Source organism: Acinetobacter lwoffii (assembly GCF_029024105.1).
GTDB classification, from domain to species: Bacteria; Pseudomonadota; Gammaproteobacteria; order Pseudomonadales; family Moraxellaceae; genus Acinetobacter; species Acinetobacter lwoffii.
The window spans coordinates 2,891,762-2,906,037 of record NZ_CP118963.1 but is presented as its reverse complement, the minus strand read 5'-3'; the positions used below and the strand labels follow the sequence as shown (position 1 = coordinate 2,906,037).

Sequence of the window (14,276 nt, the reverse complement as noted above, 5' to 3'; positions counted from 1 at the left end):
ACTGGCTATTGAAAATTTAGTAACTCACTCCATTCATATAGGCAACAGTATTGACCTGTATTTAAAATAAAAGGAGTGATTAATGAGCGAGTCTAGCGCACAAAAACATAGTTTCCAGGCTGAAGTGGCTCAGTTACTACATCTCGTGACCCATTCGCTTTATTCAAACCCTGAAATTTTCCTACGCGAATTGATCTCGAATGCCTCAGATGCATGCGACAAATTACGTTTTGAAGGGATTAACCATCCCGAATTTTATGAAAATGATCCGGATCTGCGCGTTCGTGTCAGTCTGGATGCAGACAATAAAACCATTACCATTTCAGATAACGGGATCGGCTTAAGCGAACAGGAAGCTATTGATAATTTAGGGACTATTGCCAAATCAGGCACCAAAGACTTTATGTCCAAACTGACCGGCGATCAAAAGGCTGATGCCCAGCTAATTGGCCAGTTTGGTGTCGGTTTCTATTCCGGTTTTATTGTGGCTGACAAGATCACGGTAGAGTCGCGTCGTGCTGGCACAGATGTCTCTGAAGGGGTGCGCTGGATCAGTGGCGGAACCGGTGAGTTCGAAGTTGAACAGATCACGAAACAAGGACGTGGTACCGATATTATTCTGCACTTACGTGACGATGCGCTGGATTATCTGCAAAGCTATAAAGTGAAGCAGATTATCAATAAATATTCAGACCACATCAGCCTGCCAATCCAGATGCAAAAAGAAGTCTGGCAGGAAGAAGAAGCGGCTGAAGGTGAAACATCTAAAGGTGGCCAGTATGTCAAAACCGATGAGTGGGAAGCCATTAACTCGGCCAGCGCATTATGGACTCGTAACAAGTCTGAAATCACTGAAGAGCAGTATGTCGAGTTCTACAAGAACTTAAGCCATGATTTCGCAGCGCCATTGGCCTGGGCGCATAACCGGGTTGAGGGCAGCACTGAATATACCCAGTTGTTATATATTCCAAGCAAAGCGCCACATGATATTTTCACCCGTGAATCCAAAGCGGGTATCAAACTGTATGTGAAACGTGTGTTCATTATGGATGATGCAGATAACCTGATTCCAAACTACCTGCGCTTTGTGCAAGGTGTGGTGGACAGTGCCGATCTGCCATTGAACGTCAGTCGCGAGTTATTACAAGAAAGCCGTGATGTAAAAACCATCCGTGAAGGCAATACCCGCCGTATCCTGACCATTTTGGATAATCTGGCTAAATCTGAAGATGAAAAAGATCAGGCAAACTTCAAAACCTTCTATCAGGAATTTGCTTCAGTATTGAAAGAAGGTCTGGGTGAAGATTTCAGTAACCGTGAACGTATCTTGAAACTGCTGCGTTATGCAACATCAAACAATGACGAGGTCAGCACGTCATTGGCAGACTATAAAGCACGCATGAAAGACGGCCAGAAAGCCATTTATTATGTGACTGCAGATAGTCTGAATGCTGCGAAAAATTCACCGCAACTGGAACTGTTCAAGAAAAAAGGCATTGAAGTTCTGTTGATGACTGAACGCGTGGATGAATGGGCGATGAACTTCGTGAATGAGTTCGATGGTACGCCTTTGCAAAACGTGTCTAAGGGTGCAGTTGACTTAGGTGACCTTCAGGATGCCGAAGAGAAGAAAGCCCTTGAAGAAGCCGCAGCCCAGTTTAAACCGGTGGTGGATAAGCTGACGGATTCATTAAAAGACAAAACCAAAGAAGTGCGGGTGACGACGCGTCTGGTCGATTCTCCGGCTTGTCTGGTAACTGGAGAAGGTGAGTTGTCTCCACAACTGATTCGTATGCTGAAAGATGCAGGTCAGCCTGTGCCGGATATCAAGCCGATTCTGGAAATTAACCCAGAACATCCGTTGGTGAAAAAACTGGATGGCTCGGCGCAGTTTGATGATCTGGCCAATGTGATCTTCGACCAAGCGGTGATTGCAGAAGGTGGATTACCAGAAAATCCTGCTGAATATGTCAAGCGAATTAATAGCTTGTTGCTTGCTTAACTGCTGATGTGTTGAATGAGAAAATCCCTCTTCGGAGGGATTTTTTATGCCTGCTTCATTTTTCATTTCTAGAAATGATCTGGAAAAACGATAGAGAGAATAAAAAAATACCTTCGAATCATAAATCTATATTTTAGATTATTAATTAATTTTTAATTTATAATTGCGATCATTAAGCAAAGAGAGAGAATGTTATGAAATCTAAGCTGATGATCAGTATGGGCGCTGTAATCCTGATGTCGATGAGCCAGTTTAGTCTAGCGGCACCTGCTGCAGAAAAAGTGGTACGCACAGATCGCATCAGTTTTTATAAAGTTGCGAAAGTAGAGGCAGCAAAACCACAACGTGTGCAACGTAGCGATCGTATTCGCTTCAATATGCCAGTGATGGAGCAACCCTCATTGCAGCAAAAACGTGTGCTACGCAGTGATCGTATTATCCTGAATAAAACCAGCTAATACTTACCGCGCTGATTGCCTCAGTAATATTGAAAAAAGCCCATGAATGATGGGCTTTTATTATTTTCTAGTATCAGTCAGTTTAAAACAACGCTTCTAAACGTACCAAAGCCCCGACATAGTGGTCACGATCCTCGCGATGATCATTCAGATAGTTCAGGTCGGTCTGGACAAAAAACCATTCACGTAAAAAAGGTTGTCTCCACGACACATAGGGGCCCCAGCGGTTGAGACGCAGATCCTTGTCATTTAGATAACCACCGGTATAAATGCCGTAACTGAAACGGTTGTCCTGAAAAAACTGATGTTGCCTGAAGGTGTAGTTGTCCCAGGTCAGATCATCGTCTTGATCATCTGCATAAGTCAGACTAAGCTGATTGGAGAAAAAGGCCTGATTGGGACGGGCATGGATTAGCTCCAGATTGGTCCGTAAATAGTTTTCGCTTTGAATGCCGTAGCGATAAATCTGTTCGGCATGAAAAGAGTAGTCATTTTCCAGCGTCCAATCTTTACTGGCTTTGACACGCAGGTAAATATCATCTCCAGAACGCAAGCCCAGATCCAGATCGGTTTCGAAAGGAATGCGATCTGACCATTCAGACCAACGTAAGGCAAAAGAGCTGTTATCTTCACGTGCACGTTTAGTATCCAGACGTTTATCTCCGGAAGTGGCAGGATTTTCATTGGTAATCGCGACATTACTGTCTAATTCATTGTCCAGACTGTCATCACCAAAAACCACACTCAGCTTTTGTTCCAAGGTCGGAAGCTTGATCTTGCCGCGGATTCGGGGCTTAATCTCATAGCCTTCATATTCATCCCAGCGATTATCTAGAATGATCCGTAATGTGGCTGCAGCTGGCTGATCCGGATCGGTTTCACCAAACCAGTTATCAATTTTATGTGCAGTACGATCAGCCCATTCGCGGATGCCTTTCTGTTTTTGATCCGCCCATGAATAATTTTCTGTCTCTAGCGTGGATGGAACGATGGCGACACTTGATTGCTCTGGCAGAACCGTTGGTGTTGCATCGATCAAACGTGGAATCTGATCCAGTAAGCCTGATCGGCTGGGCTCTGTATTTGTTGAACTGGCAGGAGCAGCTGTGACTGAATTTGCCCAGGACATGCTACCGCTCATTCCTAGGCCCAGAGAGAGCAGTAAAGTTTGAGTAATCCTGTTTATTTGCATGAGATATTTGTTGCTCTTGTATGCTTATATTTAGCTGTAGTTTTCTAAAAAATCGCCTTAAAAAGCAAGTTAAAGCTACAAAATAACAGCAATTATTCAGTCATTTGAGCCTGAATTTCCCGATAAAGTTCCAGCACATGAATCGGTTGCGGCATTGTTAAAATAATATTGTGAATATTCTGCCAATTTAGCCGTTTGTCGCGTTGCAGCAAGATGTGTGGATAGGCCAGCTCCTTCTCTGCCATAGACATGCGTTTTTCACCATGAATCACTCGGATTTTTTGATGTTCCTGCAGTAAGAGTACAGGAGTAGAAAAATTCGCAGCAGCTTCTTGAAACGAGATAAATTTTTGCTTCTGAATAAACTGGGCGGGTATAAAAGGATGGTAATCTGGCTTTGTCCAGACTGTTTCAGCCTGCTGCAAGTAAGCCGTTGAAAAAAGCTCGAGTTGCATGAACCTGATGCTTATAACAGACCAGGCCAGTGATTTAATCGCAGCAGCCTGGCGTTGATGGTGGGTAAGCCAATGTTGAATACAATAGTGAGCCTGCAACTGACTCGGTACCCCTAAGAGCATCAGATATTTAACAAACTGGCCTTGCAGATTCAGTTGTTCAACCAAATAAACCTGACGTGCCTGCCAATTATCTTCTGCTGCATAATACAGTGCGATATCCAAATAGGCAGGATGTTCGATCTTCTCAGTCATTTCTAAAGCACAGAGCCGCTGGATATTGGTTTCTTCTAAGCCTAAAGGGTGTACATGGGCGTTTAGTTCGCCTAGTTGAATCTGTGCAGGGAATTGAATCAATTCGGAGGCTGTGATCTGTTCTTGCGGAATGGTCGTTTCAGTTTTTAACTGAGGATTTAACGCCTCGCGTTCAATTTGTATCTGATTGGTTGACTCATCTGAGCGATTTAATTCTAGTGCATGAATTCTTACGCGCGGCCGTCCCCGATGATATTTGGTTGTTTCCATAGAATTGCAGCTGGTTTCAGCTTCGTGTAAGGATAAGGCTGGAACGATCAAGGGTGGATCCTGTTTCAGGCAAGAAAATCGTTGCTGTTGTTGCAACAGCCAGATATAGCAGTGTTGCAATTCAGCCCATTGGCTGTGCAGGGCAGGAGATTGGGGAGCCGGAATCAGCCAAATTTGCCAGCCACGTTCAGGATGATGTAAAACTGCCCAGCCTGAATCCGGATGGGCAGACAGTGCTTGTTCCAGTGCTAAGATTTCGGTGAAATAGCCACGAAAGCTTAGATGATAAGACGTATTAGCAGAAAATTGGTAAGCAACAAGTTCAGGTTGAGTGCGGGCCTTAAATGCTGAAATCTGGGTCTTGAAAATAGGCTCATCACACAGATTAAAAATATCGCGTATCCTTTTTTTAGAACGGGCAATTTCATAGAAAGGCAGGACTTTATGCTCCAGTTGCTGCGCCAGTCCATGTAGTTCTTTAATTAAGTGTGCTTTTTCTAAAGCATTCATTTTTTGATCTCTAGAGATGTTTCAGTGCTTTATCCAGGGTTTGTGCCAGTACAATGTTAACCGCCAGCTCGACCAGTCTGTATTCAGCAGAATTCGAGTCTGTATAGCTTTCTGCCATTTCAATTAAATAATCAATAGAAACTGACTGAGGCGGAATTTTGCCCTGTACCAATGCCTGAAGTTCATGCATAAAATTTTCTTATCATTAATCTATTTATATTGCTGCAATTATAAGCAGAGATCACATAAAATAGTGATCTATTTTGAGTGTTTTATAAACAAATTTTTTAATTAAAAGTGATAAAAATCAATAGAAAAAATGAGAGTAGGAAATAGTTGATATTTTTGAGAGTTGTGCATCTTTTACACAGAATGTGTTCAATATGATAAAAAAAGCAGGCTGAATCAATCAGCCTGTTTTAATGCAAAACAGTTTTGCATTAAGCCGTTTTTTCAGTTGCTACAGTCGCAGCATCTGTATTTACTGTTTCAGCAGGTGCTTTAGTCGCTGGAAAGTCTGGCAGATGAACCACTTGCGCCATTTGTGCAGACGCTTGAACGGAAAAAGCCATAACGGTTGCAGCGAAAGCAAATTTAAGAGCATTCATAGGATGACCTTTAATATCAGAGTGTTCAATGACTTGAACAGAGGAGAATATTTAAACTTAATTCGGGTGAAATAATAGCAAATAAGACTTAATATAAAATGATAGATTCGGCAAATTCAGGCAGTAAATTTTAGATAAATTACTCTATAAAACAATAAATTAGTGTATTTACTCTAGTTTGATTTTTATGATTTTACAGGACTTTATGCTTTGTTTTGGCGATGAGAATCTGGACTTGATCGAGTGCCAAAACAAACGGCGATGTGTTTTTGATCTGCCAATTTAAGATTGAATTTCGAGCTTTGTTCAATCCATGTAAGTTTTTGCTATCGCTTGTTTACGGGCTGCTGCAATCTTCTGAGAATGGACTAAGATGGAATTCCATTCATTTTCATGCTGAGAGTTTTATTATGGCAATTGCAAAAGTGGTAGAAGTCAATTCAAGCAGCAATAAAAGCTTTGAAGATGCGATTCAAACGGGCATTCAAAAAGTCACAGAAACGGTCAAAAATGTACAAGGTGCTTGGATCAATGAACAGAAGGTTGTCATTAAAGAAAATAAAATCACGGAATATCGTGTCAATTTAAAAATTAGTTTTCTGGTTGATTAAGCGAATGCCATTCAATAACAAATAAAAAAACCCCATTTAAAATGGGGTTTTTTTATTGAACGTTGTTTTATTTAGCTTGGTCTGGCGTGTCACACGTTTCTGGTGAGCACTGTGCTGCCTGACTGTTGGTTGATGTATCGAGCGCTTTTTCAAATACTTGCAGGAAAACTTCTTTAGGCTGCGCGCCTGCCAATGCCACACGTTGATCAAAAACAAAGAAAGGTACACCGGTCACTTTGAGTTGTTCATGTGCGACTTCCTGATCGAATTTGACAAAATCAGCATATTCTTCCGAATCCAACAGGTCATCGACTTCGACCGGATTCAGGCCAATACGCGCTGCGACATCTTCCAGTGTTTCACGTTCTCCAATCGCCAGACCTTGGGTCATATAGCTATAGAAGAACGCTTCCTGTGCTTCATTGCCCAAACCTTTGCTTTGCGCCAGGTGAATCAGGCGATGCGCATTAAAGGTATTGCCTGAATTGGCACCTTCCCAGTTAAATTCAATACCTTCGGCTTTGGCCATTTCAGCAATATTGCGCTGCATCTCTTCGACTTCTGCCACGGTGCGGCCATATTTTTGCGCCAGACGCTCAGAGTTGGAGACTTCCTGACGTACCGGTGCTTCAGGATCGAGCTGGAAACTGTGCCAATGTACTTCTAGCTCAATACCTGCTTCTTGTGCAGCAGCTTCTAAACGTTTTTTACCAATATAGCAGAAGGGGCAAACCACATCTGACCAGATATCTACGCGCATGTCATGTCTCTAATTTTGCTCTTGTGTTCAAGTATGAGGGTGAAGAATCAGAATTTAAAGCCCTTGAGCATCAGAAGTGTATTTCTACAGCAGATCGGCAGGATAAATAAAAGAAGAAAGAGTAGGTGATAGCCAGATGGCTTCCTTAATATAATCAGGTTCTGACTATTCAAAAAAAATATAAAAATGCCATAAAAAAACGCCCCGTAGGGCGTTTTGTGAATGCAGTCAATTATGCAGTTTTTACTGCAGCTTCAACAGCAAGCATGTGACCATTTTCTTCGAAGTTTGAGTGCCAAGAAAGCGCTTCACGAAGAAGATGAGGGGTATGGCCGCCTTTTGCACATGCACGGTCAAAGTAATCATTCAACGCATCGCGGTACATTGGGTGCGCACAGTTATCAATTACTGCACGTGCACGCTCACGCGGAGCCAAACCACGAAGATCCGCAAGACCTTGTTCAGTCACTAGGATATCAACATCATGTTCTGCGTGGTCGATATGTGAAGCAAATGGCACTACAGAAGAGATGTCTCCACCTTTCGCGATTGATTTGGTTACGAAGATCGCCAAGTGGGCATTACGTGCGAAGTCACCTGAGCCACCAATACCGTTCATCATCTTGGTACCACATACGTGAGTTGAGTTCACGTTACCGTAAATATCAAACTCAAGTGCAGTGTTGATGCCGATAATACCTAAACGACGTACCAGTTCAGGATGGTTTGAAATTTCCTGTGGACGTAATACCAGTTTGTCTTTGTATTGTTCTAGGTTGTTAAATACTTTCTCGCCGTACTTAGCAGAAAGCGTAATAGAAGAACCTGAAGCAAACTTCATTTTACCGGCATCGATCAATTCAAACGTACAGTCTTGTAGTACTTCTGAGTACATGATCAAGTCTTCGAAGTTTGAATCTTTCAGACCCGTCAATACGGCGTTTGCAATTGAACCGATCCCTGCTTGAAGAGGTCCGAGGTTTTTCGGTAGACGGTCTTCAGCTACTTCTTTTTCAAAGAAAGCGATCAAATGGTTGGCAATGCTTTGAGTCTCATCATCTGGTGCGGTTACAGTAGATGGAGAGTCGTGCAATTCGCTGTTAAATACGATACCAACAATTTTAGATGGATCGATATTGATCGCATGCGTACCAATACGCTCATCAACTTGAGTCAATGGAATCGCTTGACGCGTTGGACGATACGTCGGGATGTAGATATCGTGCAAGCCTTCAAATGCCGGGCTTAAATTCGTATTGATTTCTACAATCACTTTTTCAGCAAAAATCGCAAAGCTTGCAGAGTTACCAACAGATGTTGTTGGAATGATGCCGCCATCTTCAGTAATTGCTACGGCTTCGATGATCGCAACGTCTGGTTTTTTCAACTGCAGGTTACGCATTTGCTCAACAGTTTCAGACAAGTGCTGGTCAATGAACATCACTTCGCCGTTGTTGATCGCTTTACGTAAAGTATTGTCTACCTGGAACGGTAAACGACGTGCCAATACACCAGCTTCAGTCAGTTGTTTGTCTAGATCGTTCCCTAGTGATGCACCAGTAATTAACGTGATCTTTAATGGATTTGCTTTTGCCTGTTGAACCAAAGCTAAAGGAACCGCCTTCGCTTCACCAGCGCGAGTAAAGCCACTCATACCCACAGTCATGCCATCTTGGATGAATTCAGCCGCTTGTTCAGGGCTGATGACTTTGTTGTGTAGGGAGGCTAAACGGATACGATCTAAAGACATTTTAACTCTCATTAATTCTTAAACTATGATACGGATTGTACCGCTCAAAAAATGTATTGTGCATAGGTGTTAGGCTAAGGTCTAATTTTTTAGCTAAATGTAAGTATAATAAAAAATGATGATTTTTAAATGATTGAATTCGTGAACTATAAAATGAATTGTATAGAAAAACTAAAAAGTCATTTGTTGAATTAATGATCACTTATTAAAAGTGATCAGTCAAAGTTTGGCGAATTTTATCGAGTGTAGTGGCTGGGGGAAGTGTCTCTGGGTTCTCTTGATTCACGGGTAGTGAAATGATAGCTTCAAGCCCACCTTCAGGACGATTATGGATACGCAATTGACCATGGTGAATATCGACAATCCGTTTCACAATGGCCAGTCCTAAGCCGCTGCCTTGTACCGTTCTTGCCGAATTGCCCCGAACAAAAGGCTGCATCAAGGCTTCGATCTGATCTTCCGGGATGCCTTCGCCATGGTCTGCCACACAAATCAACAGTTGATCTTCTTCAACATGGGCAGAAAGCTCAATTGGTTCGGAACCATAACGTTTCGAGTTATTGATCAGATTACCAATCAGTCTTTTCAGCGACATGCTGCGCGCCTGAATGGTCGGTATTTCTTGCGGAGTGAAACGGATATCTAGCGGTTTAAACTGCTTGACCAGTTCCTGTAATAGCACATTGACATTGGTGTCCTGCGGTTCTTCATCGGAACCGTCGCGCATATAGGAAATGAACTGATCCAGAATCGCGTCCATATCTTCGACATCATAAATCAGACCTTCTTTGAGAAAATCTTCATCTGGCATCATTTCGGCACTGAGGCGGATTCGGGTTAAGGGCGTGCGCAAGTCATGTGAAATGCCGGCCAGCATGATTCGGCGTTCCCGCTCGGTCTGGTCCAGCGTATAAATCATCTGATTAAAGGCATGATTGACCTGACGGATTTCCAGTGGACCATGATTGGTATCTAGATAGGGTGCTGAGCCGATTCGGCTATAACTGTTGGCGGCATTCTGCAAACGGCGTAAAGGACGGTTGAGCTGACGCACCAAGGTCAAAATAATGATGCCGACAATAATCGGCGTGCCAAGCAACCAGCCCAAAATCAGTTCATTGCTATAATTGGCATAAGTCTTTAAAGGTTCCTGTACCCAGTGACCATTCATTTCAGGAGTCTGGATCCAGATACGTGGACTCGGCTTAAACTGGAAATAGACTGTGGCTTGTTCGATGCGTAACTCTTTGGCGAGTTTGGTTTCGATCTGTCGGGTAAAAAATTCGGCAATCAGCTTTTCACGGACAGTGGGATATTCTGCCGGATTAGTAACGTATTCAATGCCGACCCGGTTTTTTAGCCAGTCATCGATATCGACTTCCTGCTGTTTATGATACAGGCGCAGATCGGGATTATTAAGAATTTCCAGTTCCATGGCCAGATAACGCGCATGTTGCTGGATTTCAGGTAAAAACAGGGTACGCCAAAAGAACCACAAGGACATGAACAGGCTAAAACAGACCACAAAAACCACCAGTACCGTGGTACGCATGGCAGCAGAACGCGGCTTGATCTTGTCGAGAAAGCGTTCCCCGCGGGTACGCTTTTTTTCCGAGTAGCTGACAAAATCGGTAAATTTTTGTGGATCGATGGGGTCGAGTTTCACACCAGCTCCCTGTTGGCATTTTCCAAATTGAGCAGTAATAATAATTTGTAATGGAATCTTACTGCTTGAACCTTCGATGGAAGGAGCTTGTTGTGTTACTTTTTTTGAAAAAGTAACCAAAAAACTTTGCCATTCGCTGAACTCGCGCATTTGTATACGAGCCTTTAAAGAAGGGGAGGCTCAGACAGCAGCGAATGGCTTTTAGGGACAATAAATTGGGGTAATCTTTTATCCTAATAAGTTTTTCTTTATTCAGCACCATCTGGAACAAAGACATAACCCACACCCCATACAGTCTGGATATAACGTGCACGCGCTGGGTTTTCTTCCACTAAACGGCGTAAACGTGACACCTGAACATCAATTGAACGTTCCATGGCACCCCATTCACGGCCACGCGCCAGATTCATCAGCTTGTCGCGGGTTAATGGTTCGCGTGGATGTTGAACCAGTGCTTTCAGTACCGCAAACTCACCAGTAGTGAGCGTTACCACTTGGCCTTCACGGGTCAGAGTGCGGGTAGAGAGATCTAGCGACCATGGGCCAAAAGAAACCACTTCCATCTGTTGGCTTGGTGCACCCGGCACTTCACGTACCTGACGGCGCAATACCGCACGAATACGTGCCAGCAGCTCATTCGGGTTAAACGGTTTAGGCAAGTAATCATCGGCACCTGCTTCTAAACCGGCAATACGATCCGAGTCGCTACCACGAGCGGTGAGCATAATGATAGGCGTATCGATATTGGATTGGCGTAAACGACGACAGATACTCAAGCCATCTTCGACCGGAAGCATAAAGTCGAGCACGATCAGAGAAAACAGTTCCCGCTGTAAAAGTCGATCCATCTGCGTGGCATCATGTGCAGTTTTAACCACAAAGCCTTTATCTTCGAGAAAACGCTGTAATAAGGTACGCAGACGAACATCATCATCAACCACCAGGATCCGTTCGACCCGGTCCGTTTCGGTATGTACGGCATCGGCTTTTTCAGCAGGTACAACTAAACTCATGAGATGCTCCTTTATTCTTTATTGTCGTCATAAACAAAAATCAAATAGGCTTTGAGTATACGATTCATTGATATTAATTGACTATGCTCTAAAGCACCAAATATTGCAGTTAAAATCAAGACATAGATACTAAATATATACATCTAAATGAGCAAAAAATACGATTTTAAGCTGGATAAAAAGCAAAGTTCATACAAACTTTATCGGGAAAAGCTGAAAACTGTGGCACTTCATAATATAAAGATGAGGTAAATTAATAAAAACAATGGTGGATTTTATAGACCCGGTCTTTATAATCATGCCATTTAGTACTTATCCTTGTGGGATCAAACACGATGACTGACTTAGTTCAGCAGTTGGCAAAAGAACTTGCCGTACGTCCAAATCAAGTTGAGGCTGCCATCAAGCTTATTGATGAAGGTGCCAGTGTTCCTTTTATTGCACGTTACCGTAAAGAAGTAACGCAAGGCTTAGACGATACGCAACTACGTCAACTCGATACGCGTTTATCATACTTGCGTGATTTGTATGAGCGCCGTGAAAAGGTGATTGAATCACTCAAAGAACAAGATAAATTATCTGATGATTTATTGGCGCGTGTGAATGCGGCCGAAACCAAAAATGCATTAGAAGAAATTTACGCGCCGTACCGCCCAAAACGTACCAGTAAATCATTCAAGGCCAAAGAAGCCGGTTTAGGCCCGATTGCCGAAAAAATCTTTAATGAAGCCGTTGATCCAGCTGAAGCTTTGGCGGGCTTTAGCCATGAAGATTATCCAGATACTGAAAGCCAGCTTGATGCGATCCAGCACATCCTGATTGATGACTGGGCACAAAATATCGCACTGACCACTGAACTTAAAGCGACATTTGCAAAAACTGCCGTGCTGAAAAGTTTAGTTGCAAGTGATGAGAAAAAAGAAGTCGGTAAAAAATTCCGTGATTATTTCGATTTCTCTGAAAACTTGAATAAAGTGCCTTCACATCGTTTATTGGCGATGCTGCGTGGCCGTCAGGAAAACGTTTTAGGCCTGAAAGTTGATGGCGAAGATGATGCTCCATTGGCGCGTATTGAAACTGAATACAATCTTGAAACTGTTCAGCCACAAGCTCGTCAGGATTTCTTGAAGCAAACTGCAAAATTGTTCTGGCTCGGTAAAGTTCGTCCAACGATTGAACATTCATTGCTGACTGAAAAACGTCTGGCTGCTGAAACAGAAGCGATGAACGTCTTTGCTGAAAACCTGCGTCATTTACTGCTGTCTGCACCTGCAGGCGCACGTACCACTTTGGGCGTGGACCCAGGTATCCGTACTGGTGTGAAACTGGCGGTGGTGAACGAGTCTGGTGATGTACTGGCACATAGTACGATTTATCCATTTGCGCCAAAAGATGATAAAGATGGTTCATTAACTGAACTTGCACGTTTATGCCGCGAGTTCAATGTTGACCTGATCGCGATTGGTAATGGTACTGCAAGCCGTGAAACTGAAGCTTTAGTTGCTGAAATGATGGCTGCGAACAGTGATCTGAAAATGACGCGTGTTTCTGTATCTGAAGGAGGTGCATCGGTGTATTCAGCATCTGAACTAGCTTCACAGGAACTGCCTGAACTAGATGTATCTATTCGTGGTGCGGTATCGATTGCACGCCGTTTACAAGATCCACTAGCAGAACTGGTGAAAATCGATCCGAAATCGATTGGTGTGGGTCAGTATCAACATGACGTGAACCAGACCGGTCTGGCGAAAACCTTGGAAGCGGTCGTTGAAGACTGTGTGAACTCAGTGGGTGTGGATGTAAATACTGCATCAGCAGCAATTCTGGGTTATATCGCGGGTCTGAATAAATCGATCGCACAGCAAATTGTGGAATTCCGTAAGGAAAATGGTCGTTTTGACAATCGTCAGTCTTTGAAAAAAGTACCACGTTTAGGCGAGCGTACTTTTGAGCAGGCTGCGGGCTTCTTGCGTATTCAAGATGGTACAGAACCACTGGATGCGTCTGCAGTTCACCCTGAGTCATATGCTTTGGTGAGCAAAATTGTTGAAGCAAAAGCAACGACTGTAAAAGACATCATTGGCAATACTGAAATCATTCGCCAAGTGAATGCAGAAGAATTTGCAGACGAGAAATTTGGTCTGCCGACGATTCAAGACGTATTGGCTGAACTGGAAAAACCGGGCCGTGACCCGCGTCCAGAATTCCGCACTGCTAAATTCCGTGATGACATTACTGAAGTTGCGCAATTGTCTGAAGGCATGCAGCTGGAAGGTGTAGTCACTAACGTGACTAACTTCGGTGCATTTGTCGATGTGGGTGTGCATCAAGACGGTTTGGTACATATTTCTGAACTTGCCAATGAATTTGTCGCTGATCCGCATAAAGTGGTGAAACCGGGTCAAATCGTACAAGTCCGTGTTTTGAATGTGGATGCTGAACGTAACCGCGTGAATCTGTCGATGCGTCCTGAAGGTTCTGAAGCGCCGGCGAAAGCACCACGTCAGCCACGTCGCGAGAACAATGAGCCACGTGGTGAACGTAAGCCTCAGGGTAAACGTCCACAGCAAGGACGTCCGCAAGGTGATCGCCCTGAGGGTAAGAAACCTCAAGCGGCTAAACCACAAGAGCAAAAAATTGGTGGTTTGGGTGCATTGCTATTGCAAGCAGGGATTAAAGGTTCTAAATAATTTTTAGATATCTTTAATTTAAAAAAACCTCCCGAT

At 43.4% G+C, this 14,276-nt stretch carries 12 protein-coding genes; 4 read left to right on the top strand and 8 right to left on the bottom strand.

Translation table 11 applies throughout. The features are described 5' to 3' along the window. The first annotated feature begins 82 nt into the window (after nucleotides 1-82). Both htpG and PYW33_RS13955 read left to right on the top strand, forming a co-directional pair. Nucleotides 83-2,002 carry a molecular chaperone HtpG gene (gene htpG / locus PYW33_RS13960; RefSeq protein WP_004647318.1) on the top strand — a complete coding sequence of 640 codons (1,920 nt, stop codon included), beginning with the start codon at nucleotides 83-85 and terminating at the stop codon, nucleotides 2,000-2,002. 194 nt (nucleotides 2,003-2,196) lie between these two features. Further along, on the top strand, nucleotides 2,197-2,460 hold the full coding sequence (locus PYW33_RS13955; protein WP_004278599.1) for a hypothetical protein: 264 nt from the start codon (nucleotides 2,197-2,199) through the stop codon (nucleotides 2,458-2,460). Between the two features lie 82 nt (nucleotides 2,461-2,542). Here the strand turns inward: PYW33_RS13955 and PYW33_RS13950 are convergent, their stop codons facing one another. From PYW33_RS13950 to PYW33_RS13935, 4 genes are all read right to left on the bottom strand, one after another. Beyond that, a complete protein-coding gene (locus tag PYW33_RS13950; protein ID WP_004647319.1) occupies nucleotides 2,543-3,652 on the bottom strand; it encodes a hypothetical protein in 1,110 nt (369 codons plus the stop codon). A 92-nt stretch (nucleotides 3,653-3,744) separates the two neighbouring features. Continuing rightward, nucleotides 3,745-5,142, bottom strand: coding sequence for a hypothetical protein (locus PYW33_RS13945; protein ID WP_004647320.1), 1,398 nt, complete (start codon nucleotides 5,140-5,142; stop codon nucleotides 3,745-3,747). A gap of 10 nt (nucleotides 5,143-5,152) precedes the next feature. After that, nucleotides 5,153-5,332, bottom strand: a complete 180-nt coding sequence (locus PYW33_RS13940; RefSeq protein WP_004647321.1) for a hypothetical protein — start codon at nucleotides 5,330-5,332, stop codon at nucleotides 5,153-5,155. A 250-nt stretch (nucleotides 5,333-5,582) separates the two neighbouring features. Next, the gene (locus PYW33_RS13935; protein WP_004647322.1) at nucleotides 5,583-5,750 is read right to left on the bottom strand and encodes a hypothetical protein; all 168 of its coding nucleotides are present in this window, start codon (nucleotides 5,748-5,750) and stop codon (nucleotides 5,583-5,585) included. A 410-nt stretch (nucleotides 5,751-6,160) separates the two neighbouring features. Between PYW33_RS13935 and PYW33_RS13930 the strand changes: the two genes are divergently transcribed. Beyond that, the gene (locus tag PYW33_RS13930) at nucleotides 6,161-6,361 is read left to right on the top strand and encodes a dodecin family protein (RefSeq protein ID WP_004278594.1); all 201 of its coding nucleotides are present in this window, start codon (nucleotides 6,161-6,163) and stop codon (nucleotides 6,359-6,361) included. Nucleotides 6,362-6,428: 67 nt separating this feature from the next. On the opposite strand, the gene PYW33_RS13925 is transcribed toward PYW33_RS13930, so the two are convergent. From PYW33_RS13925 to ompR, 4 genes are all read right to left on the bottom strand, one after another. Beyond that, a complete protein-coding gene (locus tag PYW33_RS13925) occupies nucleotides 6,429-7,121 on the bottom strand; it encodes a DsbA family oxidoreductase (protein WP_004647323.1) in 693 nt (230 codons plus the stop codon). A 232-nt stretch (nucleotides 7,122-7,353) separates the two neighbouring features. Continuing rightward, entirely contained in the window at nucleotides 7,354-8,871 is a 1,518-nt protein-coding gene (locus PYW33_RS13920) for an acetyl-CoA hydrolase/transferase family protein (protein WP_004647324.1), read from the bottom strand. Nucleotides 8,872-9,076: 205 nt separating this feature from the next. Further along, entirely contained in the window at nucleotides 9,077-10,537 is a 1,461-nt protein-coding gene (locus PYW33_RS13915) for an ATP-binding protein (protein WP_026055758.1), read from the bottom strand. A 248-nt stretch (nucleotides 10,538-10,785) separates the two neighbouring features. After that, a complete protein-coding gene (gene ompR, locus PYW33_RS13910) occupies nucleotides 10,786-11,550 on the bottom strand; it encodes an osmolarity response regulator transcription factor OmpR (RefSeq protein WP_004278590.1) in 765 nt (254 codons plus the stop codon). Nucleotides 11,551-11,885: 335 nt separating this feature from the next. On the opposite strand from ompR, the gene PYW33_RS13905 reads away from it, so the two are divergent. Next, nucleotides 11,886-14,240, top strand: coding sequence for a Tex family protein (locus PYW33_RS13905; RefSeq protein ID WP_004647327.1), 2,355 nt, complete (start codon nucleotides 11,886-11,888; stop codon nucleotides 14,238-14,240). Nucleotides 14,241-14,276: the final 36 nt, after the last annotated feature.

Bases quoted from the DNA above. Each gene is read 5' to 3' on its own strand.
- htpG (WP_004647318.1), top strand. From the start codon at position 83: ATGAGCGAGTCTAGCGCACAAAAACATAGTTTCCAGGCTGAAGTGGCT.
- PYW33_RS13955 (WP_004278599.1), top strand. From the start codon at position 2,197: ATGAAATCTAAGCTGATGATCAGTATGGGCGCTGTAATCCTGATGTCG.
- PYW33_RS13950 (WP_004647319.1), bottom strand. From the start codon at position 3,652: ATGCAAATAAACAGGATTACTCAAACTTTACTGCTCTCTCTGGGCCTA.
- PYW33_RS13945 (WP_004647320.1), bottom strand. From the start codon at position 5,142: ATGAATGCTTTAGAAAAAGCACACTTAATTAAAGAACTACATGGACTG.
- PYW33_RS13940 (WP_004647321.1), bottom strand. From the start codon at position 5,332: ATGCATGAACTTCAGGCATTGGTACAGGGCAAAATTCCGCCTCAGTCA.
- PYW33_RS13935 (WP_004647322.1), bottom strand. From the start codon at position 5,750: ATGAATGCTCTTAAATTTGCTTTCGCTGCAACCGTTATGGCTTTTTCC.
- PYW33_RS13930 (WP_004278594.1), top strand. From the start codon at position 6,161: ATGGCAATTGCAAAAGTGGTAGAAGTCAATTCAAGCAGCAATAAAAGC.
- PYW33_RS13925 (WP_004647323.1), bottom strand. From the start codon at position 7,121: ATGCGCGTAGATATCTGGTCAGATGTGGTTTGCCCCTTCTGCTATATT.
- PYW33_RS13920 (WP_004647324.1), bottom strand. From the start codon at position 8,871: ATGTCTTTAGATCGTATCCGTTTAGCCTCCCTACACAACAAAGTCATC.
- ompR (WP_004278590.1), bottom strand. From the start codon at position 11,550: ATGAGTTTAGTTGTACCTGCTGAAAAAGCCGATGCCGTACATACCGAA.
- PYW33_RS13905 (WP_004647327.1), top strand. From the start codon at position 11,886: ATGACTGACTTAGTTCAGCAGTTGGCAAAAGAACTTGCCGTACGTCCA.